We start from the raw sequence: 16,756 nt of genomic DNA, 5'->3' as shown, positions 1-16,756 counted from the left end.
AAGCCCTCATCCACCTGTCGATGTCGAGGCGCATGCTGGCGAGAATTACAGCATGAGTTATTTTTCAGACGGCTTCTAAGTTGGTGCGTCGAGGGTGTGGACCGTTTGAGGTCCCATCGTTCAGCCCCGGGAGCGCCGGTCATTAGACCGGCCCGAAGCCTCCTTCACAGCCCTCTCGACCGCAAAGGCCCGCATCGCCCACCACTGGGAACGCGGAACTTCATTCCTCCCGAATCCACCAACAACGCCGACGGAAACCCTGTGCCATCGTGGTCCGCATCGCTCCGCGTGCGGTTCATAGATAGGGAAGCAGTAGGTAGGGCGAAGGAAATGGTGGGCGCGGAAAGTGAGCAGTAGGAAGTCGGGAGAAGCTTTTCAGGGGGAGCCTTCGACATGAGCTTCCCCGCTACCGCAAAGACCGTAGGCAGACCCAGAAGGTCCGGGATGAATCGGCCCTCATGCTTTGCTGGCCAAGAAAACTAAAATGGGGGACTTGGGAGGAAAGAACCGAGGACGAGAGGGCAAGGACGAACAGGCCGAGACCGGGGAGGAAAGATGTCGAAGGGAAGTCCGCAGCTATATGGTCGGGGATGAAGGGGCCGAGAATGAAGTCAGCAGCCATATGACTTCGCCGCACGCGGAGCGATGCGGACCACGATGTTGCTTGGTCGAGCGAGCAGTCAGGGATTGCTCGGGCGGAATGAATTCCGCGTTCCCAGTGTGAGAGCACTTGGTGAGGTGTGCAGTCGGGGACCACTCGGGTCGGTCTAATGACCGGCGCTCCCAGGTGAGGGCGCTGCGTGCTTCAGCGTGGCGCGTTTCGTTATGAGCGTGCCGCGATCAAAACGCTCCATTCAGCTTTCGGCCGGTCCAGAAGACGCCGAGCAGGACGACCAAGAGCACGACCGTCGCCCAGTGGGACCACAACGGGACGCGGTTCTCGATCGGGCGGGGTTCGGGCAGGGCGGTGATCTCCTTGATGAGGTCCGGGAGCTGTTCCGGGGAAATCATCCGGCCGCGGGAGATGCGGGCCATTTCCTGCAGGACTTCCGGACGGGCGGGTTGGCCGGTTTGCTCCAGCTCCGCGCCTTGGGCGAGCAGCTTGGTTTCCACGGGCTCGGCACCGGCTTCGTCGATGGATGCCTTCAGTTGCCACTCACCCGGCAGGCTGATGCGCAGGCGGCCTGAGTAGGCACCCCAGGCGGTGTCGTTCTTCTCCAGCACCACGCGCTCCTTCGTGCCATCGGGCGCGGTGGCATCGACGTAAACGGTGCCCTCCTGAAGGGGGGCGCCGTTTTTGTCGAAGGCATTCGCATTGAAGGTGACCGTGTCGCCGGGCACCGGGCGCTCCGGCGTGAAATACAGCCGCACACGCTGACCCGAGGCCATGTTCCGCTGATACGACATCCAGCGCGCGACCTGGCCCCAGAAGCGGTAGTGATACTTGTCCTCGACGCCGCGGCGCCAGCGCCATGCGGAGTCGATGCCCATGAAGAGCACCTTGCCGTTGCCCGCCGACTTCGTGACGATGAGGGGCACGGGGCCGAAGCGACCGCGGCGGTTCGCGTGGACGGCCAGCACCTCGGTGCCGCCCTTCGACTTCACGACCGGTGCATGCCAGTGGAAGCCCGGCAGGCTGCGCCACACGTCAGGATTCGCCTCCTCGGAGTCGGCCAGCATCGTGAGCAGCGAGCCGCGGCCTTCACCGGTGAGGGTGAGGGGAGCGGCGACGGGGTCATGCAGGCCGCCTCTCGTCTCCTCGTCGTAGATCACAGGAATGAGGTCGCCGAGCGCTGTGTCGAGCAGGCTGAATTGATTCCCCTGCGGCCCCGGCATGAAGACAATCCCGCTCGCCTGATTCTCCACCAGGCCGCGCAGCAGCTCGCACTGCTCCTTGGTGAGCTGGTCCGGTGCGACGCCCACGTCGCCGATGAAAATCACGTCGTATTTCGAAAGCTCCTCCGGCTTCGATGGGAAGTCCTGGATGTAGTCCGGTCCGGCACCCTTCCCGAGCTGCGGGTGGAAGAGCAGGCAGGAAAGCTCCACTCCCGGGTCGCGCGACAGCGCATTGCGCAGGTAGCGGTATTCCCAGCGGGGCAGGGTCTCGATCACCAGCACCTTGATCGACTCGGGCCGGCCGGAGAGCGTGAATTTCCGCGAATTGTTCGCCTCGATGCGCTCGCCATCCGCCACGGGGATCGAGAGTTCCAGCGTGGACGCGCCTTCCTTTTCCAGCCGCCAGAGGATCGCGTCGAAGGTGGTCTCGCCCGGAGGAAGCACGATCTCCTTGGTCTTCTCCCGACCGGTATCATCGCGCAGCCGGGCGATGGTGCGGACCTCGCGGTCCAGTGAAGAGCGGACGGTGAAGGGGATCTGGACGTTCTCGCCGACGATGCCGTAGGCAGGGGCCGTCACCGCGAGCAGGTCGAGGTCCGGCAGGCGCTTCTTGCTGCCCACGGGGATGGTGAAGAGCGGGACGCCGCGCTGCAGCATCTTCTGTGCGGCCACGACCGGTGGATCGCCCGCATTGTAGTCGCCGTCCGAGAGCAGCACCGCGGCACGCAGGTTGGTCTCGCTCTCGAGCAGATCCTCGATCGGCGTGGAGAGATCGGTGCCTGCCATCGCGGCGGCGGACGGGTCGGAAGGAGGAGCGCCAAAGGAACGGTCCACGAGCTCGTTCTTTCCACCTTCCTCCAGCGCGTCCCACAGCGGGCTATCGAGGGCGGCGCGCGTCCAGTCGGTGCGCGAGACCACGCCGCGCTGCGGGGAAAGGATGTCCGGCATCTCCGCATCCAGCGTCTCCATCGAGCGCGAGGCATCCCACAGGATGGCGATGCGCGGCTTCGTCTCCGGATGGAGGATGGTCAGCCACTCCGGCTTCCACAGCAGAAGTACGACGAGCAGCGTACATCCGAAGCGCAGGCCCTCCAGCAGCGCGGTCCGCCTTGGATGCGGGCTGCGCTTCCATGACAACACGCACAGCACGCCCACGGCCACGAGCGCGATCAGGCCGATCGCCAGGGTCGCCGGGGTGGGGGAGAAGTGGAGATTGTGGAGGTGGAAGGACAAGGGAGATCAGGCGTTGGTCGGGCGGCCCGGCAGGGGTGAGCCGGAGGGATTGCTTTTCTTCGGCAGGCACAGGATGGCCTCAGCGAGCAGGAAGCAGAGCATGGCGACGAGGAATGCCTGCCACAGCGGCTGGCTGCCATTGGCACGGGACGAAGTACTACGGTCCTCGAAGAAAGTGGCATCGAGTCCTTCGAAGAGACCTTGGGCAGTGTTGTTTTCCAGGATCTCCAGGTCATCCTCCGCAGCCGGGCGATTGAGCGCCATGATGCGCTCGCCGAATTGGTGGATGCCGGCTTCGTAGGCCTCGTTCGAGGGCACGGGCGAGCCGTAGTCATCGAGCCGCGAGCGGCTTTCCCCCGGGCGAGGCTGGGCGGAGCGGTTTCCCACGATGGCGAGGTAGCCGGTGTCAAAGCGCTGGGCTCCCTCCACCACGAGGCGCTGGCTCACGGGCAGCAGCACGTCCGCGTCCGCGAGATTTGACCACGTGTAGTCCGGCAGCGAGCTGAAGAACCACGCGGTGCCGCGGTCGAAGACGCGGCGCGAGAGGAATGGACGGCCATCGTCCCAGCGGGCGAGCGTGGTGCCCTCGCCCTCGGGCAGGCGGCGCTTCACCGCCTTCAGCCGGTCGGCTGGCACCGGTGTGCCATCGAGTCCGTCGCGGAGCAGGCCGTCGTCATGATCCCACGAGTCGATGATGAAGAACTTGCCTTCCTCGGACTGGGTGACGGGTGACCACTTCATCCCGGCGAATTCCGCGTCGCTATCCGCTTGCGGAGGGAAGAAAGCGACCTGCCCGCCTTCGGTGACGAAGCGCACGAGCGACTCGGCGACCTGGCCGATGGGCAGCGGGGCGGCCCAGAAGATCGCGGCGACGCCCTCGGTATCGAGGCGTGAGATCTGCGCGGGATCGAGCCGCTCGACGCTCTGCCCGTGGTGGCCGCCGGGGGCGGAGGCGAGGGCGAGGTAATCGGTCGCCTCGCCGGGAGGCGCGACCAGCAGGCTCTTCACCGGGCGTGCCGGGCCGTAGGCAAAGAAGGCCGCATTGTCGCGGAGATTTCCGTCACCGGGGATCGAGAGCCAGCCGTAACCGGAGTCCTCGTTCGCGGGGATGGGCAGCGTCTTCCGGAAGCGGAAATTCTGGCCGGCGAGCGTGACATTCGAGGTGCTGCGCACGCCATTCAGAGTGGCGGTCAGCGGCAGGTTCACCGGCGCGGCGGAGTCGTCGTTGCGGGTGATCTCCACATCGAGCACGAGCTGCGCGCCCGCCCGGCGGGAGGAAAGCAGGCGGATCGCCTGGTTCGGCGACGCATCGCCGCCGAGGGATATGACCCGCAGCTTCGGCTGTTCCGCCAGCGAGGAGAATGCCGCGCGCACGGAGGTCCAGCGGTCATTCCGAGGCTGCCAACTGGTGGCCTGCATGTCTGAGGCGATCCACACTTCGGCGCGGCCCGGTGTCTCCGTCAGGAACTCGGCGGCGCGGGATGCGAGAAGGGAGACGTCCGCCGAGGTGTCGGTGGGAGCGGTGGAGGAAATCGAGGTGAGCACGTCCGGGCTCGGGACGTCCTGCGGCTCGCCGGAAGCGCTGTCGATCAGCACGAGCCGGGTGCCGTCGAGATCGGCCATCGCGCTTTTCACCCGCTCCAGCGCCAACTCGCGGCGGGGCACGGAGCCGTTCTTCGGGGTGGCTTCCATGCTGGCCGAGCGGTCGAGCAGCAGAACCACGAGGTCCGGCTTGCCGCTGCCCCAGCCGAGCACATTGCTGAGCAGCGGGCGCGCTGCGGCGGTGGCGAGCGCCGCGATGCCGAGCGCGCGGCAGGTGAGGATCAGGATGTGGCGCAGGCGCTTCTTGCCGCGGGATTCCCGGGTCGCCTTCAGCAGGAACTGCATGGCCGCCCACATCACCGTCTTGTGCCGCCTGCGGTTCAGCAGGTGGATGATGATGGGGATCGCCGCCGCGAGCAGGCCCCAGAGCATGAGTGGCTGGAAGAAGCTCATGCGTGACCTCGTTTCGACAGGCGGTTCGTAAGGAAATCACGCAGCAGCGGCTCCAGCGGCGTATTGGTCGGGACGAGCTGGTAGTCGGCAGCGGCGTCATGGCACTTCGCCTTCACCGTGGTGAGGAATTCGCGTAGAGCCCGGTGATACTCGTCGGAAATCAGGGTTGGCTCCACCACCAGCGAGGTACCGTCCTCGATGTCCACGAAGCGGTGCGGGCGGTCGAATTCGAAACCCAGCTCTTGCGGATCCATCAGGTGGAAGACGCAGATGTCGTGCTTGCGGTAGCGCAGGTGCTGGAGGGCATCTGAAAACGCCTGCGAATCGGTGAAGAGATCCGACAGGATAACAACGAAGGCCCGCTGGCCGATCTTTTCAGCGATGGTATGCAGCGCGCCGACCAGGCCGGTCTCGCCGGAAGGCTCCAGCTTCCCCAGCGTCTCGAAGATGTGCTGCAGGTGCGCGGGGCGACGGCTGGGCGGGACTTCGAGGTGAAGCTTGTCCGTGCAAACGGACAGGCCCGCCGCATCGCCCTGGTTCACCAGCAGGTAGGCCAGCGAGGAGGCGATGCGATTGGCGTAGGCGATCTTCGATTCGCCCTCGCCGTGGAATTTCATCGAGCCCGACGCATCGACCACGAAGTAGGCCCGGAGATTGGTGTCAGCCTCGAATTCCTTGATGTAAAAGCGATCCGAGCGCGCGAATGCCTTCCAGTCCAGTCGCCGTGTGTCGTCTCCCGGGACATACTTGCGATACTCGGCGAACTCGACCGACGACCCGCGGTGCGGCGAGCGATGCTTGCCGGCCACATTGCCGAGCATCGGCACCCGCGTCTCGACCGGGATGGAGCCGAGCCGTGCAAGCAGACCGCTGTCGAGGAAGTCGTATTTCATTTCAGCTTCAATCCTCGCGCATCTCGGCAATCAGGCGCTCGACGACTTTCTTCGAAGTCATGCCTTGGGACTCGGCGGCGAAATTCGTGATCACGCGGTGGCCCAGCACCGGCACGGCGACGGCTTCGAGGTCTTCGAGGCTGGCCATGTAGCTACCGCGGAGGGCTGCCCGGGACTTCGCCCCGAGGATGAGATACTGCACCGCACGCGGTCCGGCTCCCCAAGCAACATAGTCCTTCAGCCACGGAGGGGCTTCGGGGGTGCCCGGGCGGGTCTTGCGGACGATCGAGACGGCGTAGTCGTAGAGGTGCTCCGGCACCGGCATGCGGCGGACGAGCTGCTGGTAGGCCATCACGGTGTGGCCATCGAGCAGGTGATTCAGCGTGGTGCGGGCGGTGCCGGTGGTCTCGCGGGCGATCCGCTTTTCCTCGTCCGAGGATGGGTAGCCCACCTCGATGAGGAACATGAAGCGGTCGAGCTGCGCTTCCGGGAGGGGATAGGTGCCCTCCTGCTCGACGGGGTTCTGGGTCGCGAGGACGAAGAAAGGCGGCTGGAGATCGTAGCTGCGGCCCAGCACCGTCACCTTCAGCTCCTGCATGGCCTCCAGCATCGCGGACTGGGTTTTGGCCGGCGCACGGTTGATTTCGTCCGCCAGCACGATGTTCGCGAAGACCGGGCCGCGGACGAATTCGAACTCACGGCGACCGCCGACGCCGGACTCTTGGATGATGTCCGTGCCGGTGATGTCCGCGGGCATCAGGTCCGGGGTGAACTGGATGCGGTTGAAGCTGAGGTCGAAGGTCTTCGCCACGGACGAAACCAGCAGCGTCTTCGCCAGTCCGGGGACGCCCATCAGCAGGGCGTGGCCCTTCGCGAAGAGACAGATCGCGAGCTGCTCGATGACGAGTTCCTGTCCGATGATCGCCTTGCCGAGTTCCGCCTTGAAGGCGGCGTAGGTCTTTCCGAGCTGGTCGATGGCCGCCACGTCGTCGGGCGGGAGCTCGTGATCCTGGCGGCTGGAGGAGGGGGCTACGGGTGGATCGGCGAGGGTATCTTCCATGTAGTCAGGCGGTTTACGGAATTTTCAGGAAAGCTAGAGAGGTGCCACACTTTGTCGAGGGTGATGAGACGAATCCGGCTTGCAGCCATCAGGCCGGATGCCAAGTTGTCAGACATCATGCTACGCGACCTACTCCTTGCAGCATTCATCGTTGGATCCGTCTCCGCAAAGGAAGGCCCCTGGATACCGCTTTTCGATGGAAAATCTCTCGCCGGATGGACCTCCGACAATGGCGGCAAGCCGGGCGAAGGCTGGAAAGTCGAAGATGGCGCGCTTCATCGCACCGGCAAGAAGCCCGGAAACCTCATCAGCGAGAAGGAATACAAGGACTTCGAATTCGAGTTCGAATGGAAGATTTCCGCGAAGGGAAACAGCGGCGTGAAATACCGCGTCCAGAAGTCGGCCGGTGGCTGGCTCGGCCCGGAGTATCAGGTGCTCGACGACAAGGGTCACCCGAATGGCAAGGTGGCGGACACCACCGCGGCCTCGCTTTATGAAGTCGTCCCTGCCGCGAAGGACAAGGAACTCAAGCCGGTGGGCGAATGGAACACCTCGAAGATCGTCGCCAAGGGCAGCGTGCTGGAGCACTGGCTGAATGGAAAGCTGGCCCTGAAGATCGACACCAAGGGCAAGGAGTGGCCCACGCTCAAGAAGGACAGCAAGTTCGCCAAGTTCGACGACTTCGCCGGGCCTGCCGCGGGCAAGCTGCTGCTACAGGATCATGACGATGAGGTGTGGTTCCGCAACCTGCGCATCCGCGAACTCTGAAGTCTCCGGTTCGCTGCTCATCTCAAAAATTCAGGATTCTTGAAGGGTTCCTTTTGAAAATGCGGGAGTGGCGTTGCTTTGAAGGTATTGAATTTTAATTTTAATTGAAGTGGCTCGGGAATTCGGAGACGGAGAGAAATTCTTCGCCGGAAAAAATCGATTTCCCACTTGCCAGAGGGGTCGCGTCTGCTAAACAGCCCGCCCGCTTCGGAGGGCCGGACTTGTATTCAGGTTCTCCTCCGCTTCGGACATCCGCTCACCACAGCATCAAATGGCACGTATTTTCGGCATCGAAATCCCCAACGAGAAGCGCATCGAAGCGTCGCTCCGCTATATGTATGGCATCGGCGCGACCACCGCTTCACGCATCCTCGAACAAGCGGGCATCGACCCGGACATCCGCACCGGTCAGCTTACTGAAGACCAGCTCGTCAAGATCGCCACGGTGATCCAGAGCCAGGGCATCATCATCGAAGGCGACCTTCGCCGCGAGAAGCAGGCCCAGCTCAAGCGCCTGACCTCGATCAACTGCTACCGCGGCCTGCGCCACAAGCGTGGCCTGCCTGTCCGCGGCCAGCGCACCCGCACCAATGCCCGCACTCGCAAGGGCAAGCGCCGCACCGTCGGCGTGAAGAAGTAATTGCCCTGAACCACCGAACGCTTTTCTCAAATGGCTGACGAAGAAACCATCCCAGCGGCTGACGAAGCCGCCACGGCTCCAGCCGCTGCCGCTCCGGCTGCTGCTCCTGCCGCCACCCCGGCAGCTGCTCCTGCTGCGGAAGAGGTCGCTCCGAAGAAGGACGACAAGAAGCGCGACATCTTTGCCGAGATCGCTGGTGCTGAAGAGACCCAGATCAAGATCCACAAGGCGAAGGGCTCCAAGAACATCTCGCGCGGCATCGTCCACGTGACCGCCACCTTCAACAACACCATCGTCAGCGTCACCGACTCGAACGGCAACACGCTCGGCTGGTCCAGCGCAGGCAAGATGGGCTTCAAGGGCTCCCGCAAGTCCACCGCCTACGCCGCCCAGGTCGTCTCCCAGGATGCCTGCCGCCAGGCCATGGGCCACGGTCTGAAGGAAGCCGAAGTCCGCGTGAAGGGCCCGGGTTCCGGTCGCGAGTCCGCTGTCCGCGCCGTCCAAGCCCTCGGCATCGAGCTTCTCTCGATCAAGGACGTCACCCCGATCCCGCACAACGGTTGCCGTCCGAAGAAGGCGCGCCGCGTTTAATCGCACTTTTCCAAGATCATGGCTCGTTACACCGGACCCCGCACCAAGATCAGCCGCCGCTTTGGCGTGGCTCTCTTCGGTTCCTCGAAGGCGCTTGAGCGTCGCAATTTCCCGCCGGGCCAGCACGGCCTGCGCGCCGGCCGCAAGAAGAAGAGCGACTACTCCGTCGCCCTCGGCGAGAAGCAGAAGCTCCGTTTCCAATACGGTGTGCTTGAGAAGCAATTCCGTGGCTACTACGAAGAGGCTGCCCGCCGTCGTGGTGTTACCGGCGTGATCCTTCTCCAGCTTCTGGAACTCCGCCTCGACAACGTCTGCTACCGCCTTGGCTTCGGCAACAGCCGCCAGGCTGCCCGCCAGCTCGTCAACCACGGCCACGTGCTCGTGAATGGCAAGCGCGTGGACATCGCCAGCTATCAGGTGAAGCCGGGCGACAAGATCAAGGTCGGCGGCAAGCCTTCCTCGCAGCAGCTCGCTCTCCGCGCCCTCGATCTCACCCAGTCCAGCCCGCTGGTTGACTGGCTGACCATCGACAAGGAAAGCCTCGAAGGCACCGTTTCCCGCACGCCTGAGCGTTCGGACATCGACCCGCTCGTCAACGAGCAGCTCATCGTCGAACTTTACTCGCGCTGATTTCCGAAAGGAATCTTCCGATTTCAAAAGACGCCCGGAGGCAACTCCGGGCGTTTTTTGTTTGTTGATGAAGCGGCGACCGATGGTGGTGGAGGGGCCAGAGAAGTGCTCCGCTTTTTCAAACGAGCCCTGATTCTACCGGGCCAACGGCCCACGCCATGCCAGCCTAGGCCCGTTCCATTCGTGAACGGCTCGCATCGCTCGCGGATGTCGGAGAGCCTTTGGCCCTTGAGGGAGCAAGGCGAATGAGCCGTCAGGCAGCCGAGCTGTGATGGCGGGCTTTTGCCGAGATACGTGCTGCCGGGTTACTCGCCGGCTAAAGCCAGCGCTCCGCCTGCGGCAGCCGGTGGGCGTGAAGATCCGCGCCTCAAAGCTGGTCCTTCAAGACCTTCCAGACATTCTCCGCGACCTTCTCCTGACCGGCTTCGGTGGGGTGGATGCGGTCCTGCTGGTTGAGTTCATCGACTCCGCCGACTCCTTCCAGGAGGAAGGGGACCAGCGCCGCCTTCTTCTCGGTAGCGACCTTTGTGAAGAGCCCCTTGAACTTCCCGGTGAATTCCGCGCCCATGTTGTCGGGCATCTGCATGCCAGCGATGACCACCTTCATGTCGGGATTCTTTTCCCGGGCCTTGTCGATGATGCCGGTAAGATTCTTCTCGGTCTGCTCCGGCGAGATCCCGCGCAGGCCGTCATTCCCTCCCAGTGCCACCACCAGCACGTCGGCACCTTTTCCCAGCACCCATGCGACGCGGCGGAGCCCGCCGGCAGTGGTGTCTCCGCTCACGCCCGCATTCGCCACCGTGTAGGCTTGGCCTGCGGCATCGATCTTCTTTTGAAGCAGCGCCGGGTACGCTTCCTGCGGGTCCAGTCCGTATCCGGCGGTGATGCTGTCTCCCAGCACGACGATCCGTTTTTTCCCACCATTTGCATCCGGCGCATCCTGTGCCCATAGTGCGCCGCCCGACATCAACAGCATCAGTCCCAGAAATGCCCGCAATCTCATCTTCCGCCAGCTTAGGATCCTCCACAGATGCTGTCAAACGGCCCCTCCTCGAGATTCAGGGACTCACGAAGGTCCACCGCACGGCCAGCCACGAGCTGACGGTCCTGCGCGAAGTCTCGCTGAGCCTGGACGAGGGCGACTCGCTCGCGATCATCGGGCCATCCGGCAGCGGGAAGACAACGCTGCTGGGCCTGTGCGCGGGCCTCGACGATGCCACCAGCGGCTCGGTGAAGCTCGACGGCCAGCCTTTCGAAGAGCTTAGCCAGGACGCACGGGCGGCCCTGCGCAACCGGCTCGTCGGCTTCGTTTTCCAGAGCTTTCAACTCATCCCGACCCTGACCGCGATCGAGAACGTGCTGGTCCCCCTCGAACTCCGCGGGGAAACCGGCCGCGAGAAGGAGGCGGAGGAACTGCTCCGTCAGGTCGGCCTTGGCGACCGCCTCGATCACTACCCGCTCCAGCTTTCCGGCGGGGAGCAGCAGCGCGTTGCCCTCGCCCGTGCTTTCATCCATCGGCCGAAGATCCTCTTCGCCGACGAGCCGACGGGAAATCTGGATGCGGACACCGCCGGACCCATCGTCGAAATGCTCTTCCGGCTCAATCGCGAGGCGGGCACCGCGTTGGTTCTCGTCACCCACGATCCCACGCTCGCGGCCAAGGCGCGCCGGGTGGTGAAGATGAGCGGTGGAAAGATCGTCTCGGAGGAGATCAATCCGGACCATCACTGAGACGGCTCATTCCAGCGCCGCCATCAATTGCCTGGCATACCCGGTGCCGGCCGCGGTGTCCTCATGCTTGAGGTAGGCGAAGGCTTCTTTCCACTCCTGCGAGCGGATGAATTCCGCCCGTTCCGCGATCTCGTCCGTCGTGTAGCGATCACGGCGGAGTCGCATGTAGCCGAAGTCCGCCGTGGCGATGCGGGGCGTCTCCAGTTCTTCCGACTCGGCGATGCACAGCGCGGCATTCCTTGCGGCCAGCGCGTCGAAGACCTTGTCCGCGAACCACGACGCGTGGCGGAATTCGAATGCAGCCCGCAGCCCCTTCGGCATCGAATCCAAGAAGTCTGCCAGAAGCGGGGCATCCGCCGTGAAGGTCTCCGGTAGCTGGAAGAGCACCGGTCCCAGCTTGCAACCGAGCCCGGTCACCGCCTGCCGGAATTCGTTCATCGCCTGCCCGCATTTCCGCAGCTTCGCGAAGTGGGTGACCCGTTGGGGTGCCTTCAGGCTGAAGCGGAAGTCGTCCGGCGTCTCTTCAGCCCAGCGGGTGATCGTCTTCTCGCTCGGCAAACTACGGAAGGTATAGTTGATCTCCGTGCTGGGGAATTCACCGGCATAGAATGCCAGCATCTTCGGCAGCGAGAGCTTCTCCGGATAGAAGGAGCCCTTCCATTCCTTGTATTGGAAGCCAGAGGTGCCGATCCACGTTTTCATCTTCAAGAGGGGCGGATGTTATGACTCCAGCGGTGGCGCGGTGATGCGGCCTTCATCCAGGTCGATGAAGTCGAACATCGTCTGCACCGTGCCCGGTGGCAGGCCGATCTCCGCGAGACGTTCGTTCAGGCGCTGCGTCCCGCTGTCCCGCCAGCCGCGCTTCTGCATGAAGGCATTCCACACTTCGATCTCGTCTTCGGTCGCACGGCGGCCGTGCTCGAAGGCCCACTCTAACAGCTCCTCGTCGGTCTTTCCGCTTTTCACCGTCTCCGCTTCCAGCGCCGCGTAGCCGATGCTGAGGAATTGGCAGCAGCGGTCGTCGAAGCTCTTCTTCACCGCCGTCCCGCGGGCTGCCTCCCAGCCCTCGGGTAGGGTGCCGGCCGCAGCCAGCCGGATCTTGTCGATCATGCGGCCGAAGTAAACGACACCGAGAACGGTCTCCGACGGACCGCGAAGGCCCGGTATGAGGGTGGGGTAGGGGAGTGGCATGGCCGGATCGATTGGCGGGTTGAGTTACGTCGTAGGGTGGTCGCTACGCTCGGGATGGTGACAATATTCAGATGGATTGTCCCGGAAGCCGGTGCCCGTTCGTGGTATGGGTGAATACCAACCCACCGAACTGCCATGTCCGAGACCGACACCACCGCCGCCACCAATACCGTCCGCTTTCATCGTGTGCTCCGCGCCAAGCCGGAGCGGGTGTACCGCGCCTTCATCGACCCGGATGCGATGGCGAAGTGGCTGCCGCCGCACGGCTTCACCGGAAAGGTCCACCACATGGATGCCCGGGTCGGCGGCACCTACCGGATGTCATTCACGAATTTCAGCACGGGCAGCAGTCATGCCTTCGGCGGGAAATTCCTCGAGCTCAAGCCGGGCGAGCGCCTGCGCTACGACGACCAATTCGAGGACCCGAGTCTGCCGGGCACGATGATTACCACCGTGGACCTGCGCGAGGTCTTTTGTGGAACGGAGATCCACATCGTCCAGGAGGGCATCCCCGCCATGATCCCGACGGAGGCCTGCTACATGGGCTGGCAGGAGTCCCTGGTGCTGCTCGCCCTGCTGGTGGAGCCGGAGATCCCGGACCAGATGTGATTCCGGGCTTGTGCAGTCCTTGCGGGCAGGTCTTTTTCGACCGCCATGGCCGATGCGACCTGCCCGCTTTGCGAGATGAACGAGATCCTCACCAAGGATCTCCATCACGAATGCCTGACCTGCGGCCACGAGTGGGACGATGCTCCCGTGGAGACCGGGGCGGGCGACCGCGTGGTGAAGGACGCCTATGGCAATGTGCTCGCCGATGGGGACGTGGTCGCGATGATCAAGGATCTCAAGCTCGGCGGCACCTCGCAGGTGTTGAAGACCGGCACGAAGTCGAAGCCGATCCGCCTCGTCGATGGCGATCACGAGATCTCCTGCCGCATGGATGGCATGGCCATCGCGCTGAAGGCGATGTATGTGAAGAAGGTCGTCGGTTAGATCAATCGCCCCGCGGAAACCATGGACCATTGGCAGGAAGAACGGCTGCGCCTCGAGCAGGAATTCGGCGAGCGCATCACCCTGGACGCGCTCACCGGACCGAATGGCCTCGACCGCGAGCCATGGCGGGACGACGCGGGCGGCGAGGCGGGCTGGCTCATCGCCCAGCGGAAGAAAGGCCACCGCCACTCCGCGGATGACGTCCTCACCGCGTGGTATGCCTTGCAGGTTTCGCCACGGGTGACCGAGCACCTCGATCTCGGCACGGGCATTGGCACCGTCGGCCTGCTCACGCTCTGGGGGATGGGTCCGGCGGCTCGGCTGACCTGCGTGGAGGCACAAGCGATCAGCTACCGGCTTCTCCAGTCAAATCTCGATGCGAATGGCCTCCGCGCTCGCGTGGATTGCTCGCACGGAGATCTGCGGGATCTCGCGCTTGGGAAGGCATTCCCGCTGGTCACGGGTAGCCCGCCTTACTTCCCGACGAGTGCCGGAGTGGTCCCGCAGGATTCGCAAAAGGCCCATGCGCGCTTCGAGTTGCGCGGGGATGTCTCCGACTATGCAAAGGCGGCGGTGAAGCACCTCGCGCCCGGCGGGTGGTTTGTCCTGTGCTTTCCCACGCCGCAGAAGCAGCGCGCGCTCGATGGTATCGCTGCGGCTGGGCTCGCCACGGTGAAGCTGCGCGATGTGATCCCGCGCGAGACCTTGCCCGCCTTGTTCACGCTCTTCGCCAGCCGGCATCGGGACGAGGTCGATCAGCCGATGATCGTCGAAGAACCGCTGGTCGTTCGCGAAGAAAGCGGACGCCTCAGCGCGGAGATGGCTTCGGTGAGGCGCGGCTTCGGATTTTCGGACAGTGCCGCGCACGGCGGGCATTGAGATCAGCCCGCAGGTGGCCAGGTCACGCCTTCCAGCTCCGGCGGCAGTTGCTTCGGATCCTGCGGGTAGATCAGGGAGAGATCCATGTCGGAGAGCGAGCCCTTGAGGAACTCCATCTCCTCCGGCGCGCCGATGATCAGCCAGAGGACTTCCTCTTCCGTGTCGTTGAAGACCTGTCGGAGTTGGTCCGGGCCGACGAGCACTCCTCCGTGTTTCGGGACGGTCACGCTTTCCTCGCCGATCCGGATGCGGCCGGTGCCTTCCAGCACGAAGTAGAATTCCTCCGTGCGGATGTGCTTGTGCAGCGTGTTCGCGCTCATCGGCGGCATCCTCCACAGGCGTGCTCCCATGTTTTCGCTGCCCGTGCGCTCGAGGAAGTCGGCGTTCGGGATCTTCATCAGGTTCGACGGACGCCAGTGGAGATCGTCCGGGGTGATGAGCTGATAGCCGGAGAATGTCTTCATGAGGGATGAGAATGAAGTAATCCGTCACTGGTCCGACGGCAATATCTCAAGCTATCTCCCGGGCGGAGAGAGGTGGATCACGCCTGTTGCTTCAGCCAATCTACGAGCCAGGTTTTCCCAAGCTTCGCGCCTGCGCCGGGGGTGAGGCTGCGGTCGTCGATGGGGGCGCCGAAGTAGGTCACCCCCGCATCACCGATCACCTCGCGCGAATCCCCGCGAGCCTGGAAGTAGCGCCTCGCGATCTCGTCCATCGGAGCGGATTCCGGTCCGGCAATCTCGACGATGCCTCGCTGCGGCGTGGAGGTCGCGACTTCGGCAAGTGCTGCCGCCACGTCATCCGCAGCCATGGGCTGGAAGCGCGCCGAGGTGATCCGCACGCTCTTGCCGTCTTCCGATGGCGTCGGGATCGCACCGATGAACTCGAAGAACTGGGTGGCGCGCACGATGGTGAAGGGCAGATGCGATGCCTGGATCAGGCTCTCCTGCACCAGCTTCGCGCGGAAGTAGCCGTTCGCAGGCAGCCGGTCGGTCCCCACCACCGAGAGCGCGATGTAGTGCTGCACGCCTGCTTCGCCCGATGCCGCGAGCAGATTGCGGGTCGAGGTCTCGAAGAATTCGCGCACGGCATTCTCTTCGAACGAAGGCGAGTTCGTGACGTCGATCACCACGTGCGAACCTTTCACCGCTCCTGCCAGTCCTTCGCCGGTCAGGGAGTTCACGCCGCGCGATGGCGAGGCGATGACGACCTCGTGGCCTTGTGCTTCGAGGAGCGGCGCGAGCTTGCGACCGATCAGGCCACTGCCGCCGATGAGGGTGATCTTGAGAGGGGAGTTGTTGTTGGAAGTGATGTCGTTCATAACGACGTGATGATTCCACCGGGACCCGTTTTGCGGTAGCCATCGGGTTTGCATTACGGTTATGCGTTTGGCGTATGAGCGCCTTCGACGATCTCGGCCTGTTGCGTTCCTTCGTGGCCATCGTCGAGGCCGGCAGCATTTCCGCCGGGGCGCGGCGCATGAAGGTGCCGCAGCCCACGCTTAGCCGGTCGCTGCAAGCACTGGAGGAGCGGGCCGGTGCCGCGCTCTTGCTGAGGGACACGCATCGCATGAGCCTCACGCCCACCGGTCGCATCTTCTTGGACGAAGCTCAGGCGATCCTGCTGCTGGCGGACGGCGCACAGCAACGGATACGAGAGGATCAGACCATGCTGAGCGGGCACTTGCGGATCTTTGCCACCATTGATCTCGGGCAGTCCGTCGTCACGCGCCTGACCAGCGAGTTCCTGCTGGCGCATCCGCAGGTGACGGCGGCGCTCTCCCTGACGAATCGCCCGCTGCAGATGATCGAGGAGGGCTGCGACGTCGGCGTGGTGCCGGGGAAGATCACGGATGAAAGTGTCATCGCGCGCCCCGCCGGAACGATATCCCTCCAGCTCGTCGCCGCACCTTCGCTGGTGAATGGAATGCCTGCCGCGAAGAAGCCAGCCGACCTCAAGGAGTGGCCGTGGATTGGTCTGGCGGGATCCCATTTCTGGAGCACGTCGGCGATCAGCCTCTTCGGTCGTGGTGGCGCAGAGCAGGTGCTGAAGGTGACGCCCGTTCTCGTATCCGAGGGGGTGACCAGCATGCGCGAAGCGGCGAGGACCGGGCTCGGCCTCTCGATCCAGCCGGATTGGCTGGTCGAGGAAGACATCACCGCCGGTCGCCTGGTGCGCGTGCTGCCGGGGTGGCGTCCGCAGGCCTTGCCGGTGCACGTGGTCTATGCCGGGCATCGCTTGCTCCCGACCCGCGCCCGCTCTTTCGTGGACTTCGCGGTCGATTTCCTGAAGCAAGCGCTGCCCGTGGGGCGCTGA

The 16,756-nt window shown here is 64.0% G+C and carries 18 protein-coding genes; 9 read left to right on the top strand and 9 right to left on the bottom strand.

Going from position 1 to position 16,756, the window contains the following annotated elements:
* Positions 1–840: 840 nt before the first annotated feature.
* From OKA04_RS17610 to OKA04_RS17595, 4 genes are read right to left on the bottom strand one after another with little or no spacing between them, the layout of a single operon-like run.
* Positions 841–3,069, bottom strand: a complete 2,229-nt coding sequence (locus OKA04_RS17610; RefSeq protein WP_264502512.1) for a hypothetical protein — start codon at positions 3,067–3,069, stop codon at positions 841–843.
* Positions 3,070–3,075: 6 nt separating this feature from the next.
* Positions 3,076–5,043, bottom strand: coding sequence for a BatA domain-containing protein (locus tag OKA04_RS17605; protein WP_264502511.1), 1,968 nt, complete (start codon positions 5,041–5,043; stop codon positions 3,076–3,078).
* Between the two features lie 17 nt (positions 5,044–5,060).
* Positions 5,061–5,957, bottom strand: a complete 897-nt coding sequence (locus OKA04_RS17600; protein WP_264502510.1) for a DUF58 domain-containing protein — start codon at positions 5,955–5,957, stop codon at positions 5,061–5,063.
* Positions 5,958–5,964: 7 nt separating this feature from the next.
* Positions 5,965–7,017: an AAA family ATPase gene (locus OKA04_RS17595; RefSeq protein WP_264502509.1), complete on the bottom strand. Its 1,053-nt coding sequence runs from the start codon at positions 7,015–7,017 to the stop codon at positions 5,965–5,967.
* Positions 7,018–7,134: 117 nt separating this feature from the next.
* On the opposite strand from OKA04_RS17595, the gene OKA04_RS17590 reads away from it, so the two are divergent.
* The 4 genes from OKA04_RS17590 to rpsD all read left to right on the top strand — a co-directional run bounded on the left by OKA04_RS17590 (position 7,135) and on the right by rpsD (position 9,646).
* Positions 7,135–7,785, top strand: a complete 651-nt coding sequence (locus OKA04_RS17590) for a 3-keto-disaccharide hydrolase (RefSeq protein ID WP_264502508.1) — start codon at positions 7,135–7,137, stop codon at positions 7,783–7,785.
* A 271-nt stretch (positions 7,786–8,056) separates the two neighbouring features.
* Entirely contained in the window at positions 8,057–8,425 is a 369-nt protein-coding gene (gene rpsM, locus OKA04_RS17585; RefSeq protein WP_264502507.1) for a 30S ribosomal protein S13, read from the top strand.
* A gap of 30 nt (positions 8,426–8,455) precedes the next feature.
* A complete protein-coding gene (gene rpsK / locus OKA04_RS17580) occupies positions 8,456–9,016 on the top strand; it encodes a 30S ribosomal protein S11 (RefSeq protein ID WP_343226900.1) in 561 nt (186 codons plus the stop codon).
* Between the two features lie 18 nt (positions 9,017–9,034).
* Positions 9,035–9,646 carry a 30S ribosomal protein S4 gene (gene rpsD / locus OKA04_RS17575; protein ID WP_264502506.1) on the top strand — a complete coding sequence of 204 codons (612 nt, stop codon included), beginning with the start codon at positions 9,035–9,037 and terminating at the stop codon, positions 9,644–9,646.
* A gap of 367 nt (positions 9,647–10,013) precedes the next feature.
* On the opposite strand, the gene OKA04_RS17570 is transcribed toward rpsD, so the two are convergent.
* Positions 10,014–10,622, bottom strand: coding sequence for an arylesterase (locus OKA04_RS17570; protein ID WP_264502505.1), 609 nt, complete (start codon positions 10,620–10,622; stop codon positions 10,014–10,016).
* A gap of 11 nt (positions 10,623–10,633) precedes the next feature.
* Between OKA04_RS17570 and OKA04_RS17565 the strand changes: the two genes are divergently transcribed.
* Positions 10,634–11,377, top strand: coding sequence for an ABC transporter ATP-binding protein (locus OKA04_RS17565; RefSeq protein WP_264502504.1), 744 nt, complete (start codon positions 10,634–10,636; stop codon positions 11,375–11,377).
* A gap of 6 nt (positions 11,378–11,383) precedes the next feature.
* On the opposite strand, the gene OKA04_RS17560 is transcribed toward OKA04_RS17565, so the two are convergent.
* The gene (locus OKA04_RS17560; RefSeq protein WP_264502503.1) at positions 11,384–12,079 is read right to left on the bottom strand and encodes a DUF72 domain-containing protein; all 696 of its coding nucleotides are present in this window, start codon (positions 12,077–12,079) and stop codon (positions 11,384–11,386) included.
* An 18-nt stretch (positions 12,080–12,097) separates the two neighbouring features.
* Positions 12,098–12,568, bottom strand: a complete 471-nt coding sequence (locus OKA04_RS17555; RefSeq protein ID WP_264502502.1) for a DUF5069 domain-containing protein — start codon at positions 12,566–12,568, stop codon at positions 12,098–12,100.
* A gap of 135 nt (positions 12,569–12,703) precedes the next feature.
* Between OKA04_RS17555 and OKA04_RS17550 the strand changes: the two genes are divergently transcribed.
* From OKA04_RS17550 to OKA04_RS17540, 3 genes are read left to right on the top strand one after another with little or no spacing between them, the layout of a single operon-like run.
* On the top strand, positions 12,704–13,177 hold the full coding sequence (locus tag OKA04_RS17550) for an SRPBCC family protein (protein WP_264502501.1): 474 nt from the start codon (positions 12,704–12,706) through the stop codon (positions 13,175–13,177).
* 45 nt (positions 13,178–13,222) lie between these two features.
* A complete protein-coding gene (locus OKA04_RS17545) occupies positions 13,223–13,561 on the top strand; it encodes a zinc ribbon domain-containing protein YjdM (RefSeq protein ID WP_264502500.1) in 339 nt (112 codons plus the stop codon).
* A gap of 21 nt (positions 13,562–13,582) precedes the next feature.
* Positions 13,583–14,440, top strand: coding sequence for a tRNA1(Val) (adenine(37)-N6)-methyltransferase (locus OKA04_RS17540; RefSeq protein WP_264502499.1), 858 nt, complete (start codon positions 13,583–13,585; stop codon positions 14,438–14,440).
* A gap of 2 nt (positions 14,441–14,442) precedes the next feature.
* Here OKA04_RS17540 and OKA04_RS17535 read toward each other — a convergent pair whose 3' ends face one another.
* Both OKA04_RS17535 and OKA04_RS17530 read right to left on the bottom strand, forming a co-directional pair.
* Positions 14,443–14,904 (bottom strand): cupin domain-containing protein, encoded by a 462-nt coding sequence (locus OKA04_RS17535; RefSeq protein ID WP_264502498.1) that lies wholly within the window; start codon positions 14,902–14,904, stop codon positions 14,443–14,445.
* Positions 14,905–14,981: 77 nt separating this feature from the next.
* Positions 14,982–15,761, bottom strand: coding sequence for an SDR family oxidoreductase (locus OKA04_RS17530; RefSeq protein ID WP_264502497.1), 780 nt, complete (start codon positions 15,759–15,761; stop codon positions 14,982–14,984).
* Positions 15,762–15,835: 74 nt separating this feature from the next.
* On the opposite strand from OKA04_RS17530, the gene OKA04_RS17525 reads away from it, so the two are divergent.
* Positions 15,836–16,756 (top strand): LysR family transcriptional regulator, encoded by a 921-nt coding sequence (locus tag OKA04_RS17525; protein ID WP_264502496.1) that lies wholly within the window; start codon positions 15,836–15,838, stop codon positions 16,754–16,756.

The sequence above is a fragment of the Luteolibacter flavescens genome (assembly GCF_025950085.1).
Classification (GTDB): domain Bacteria; phylum Verrucomicrobiota; class Verrucomicrobiia; order Verrucomicrobiales; family Akkermansiaceae; genus Haloferula; species Haloferula flavescens.
This window is presented reverse-complemented; position numbering and strand designations above follow the sequence as displayed.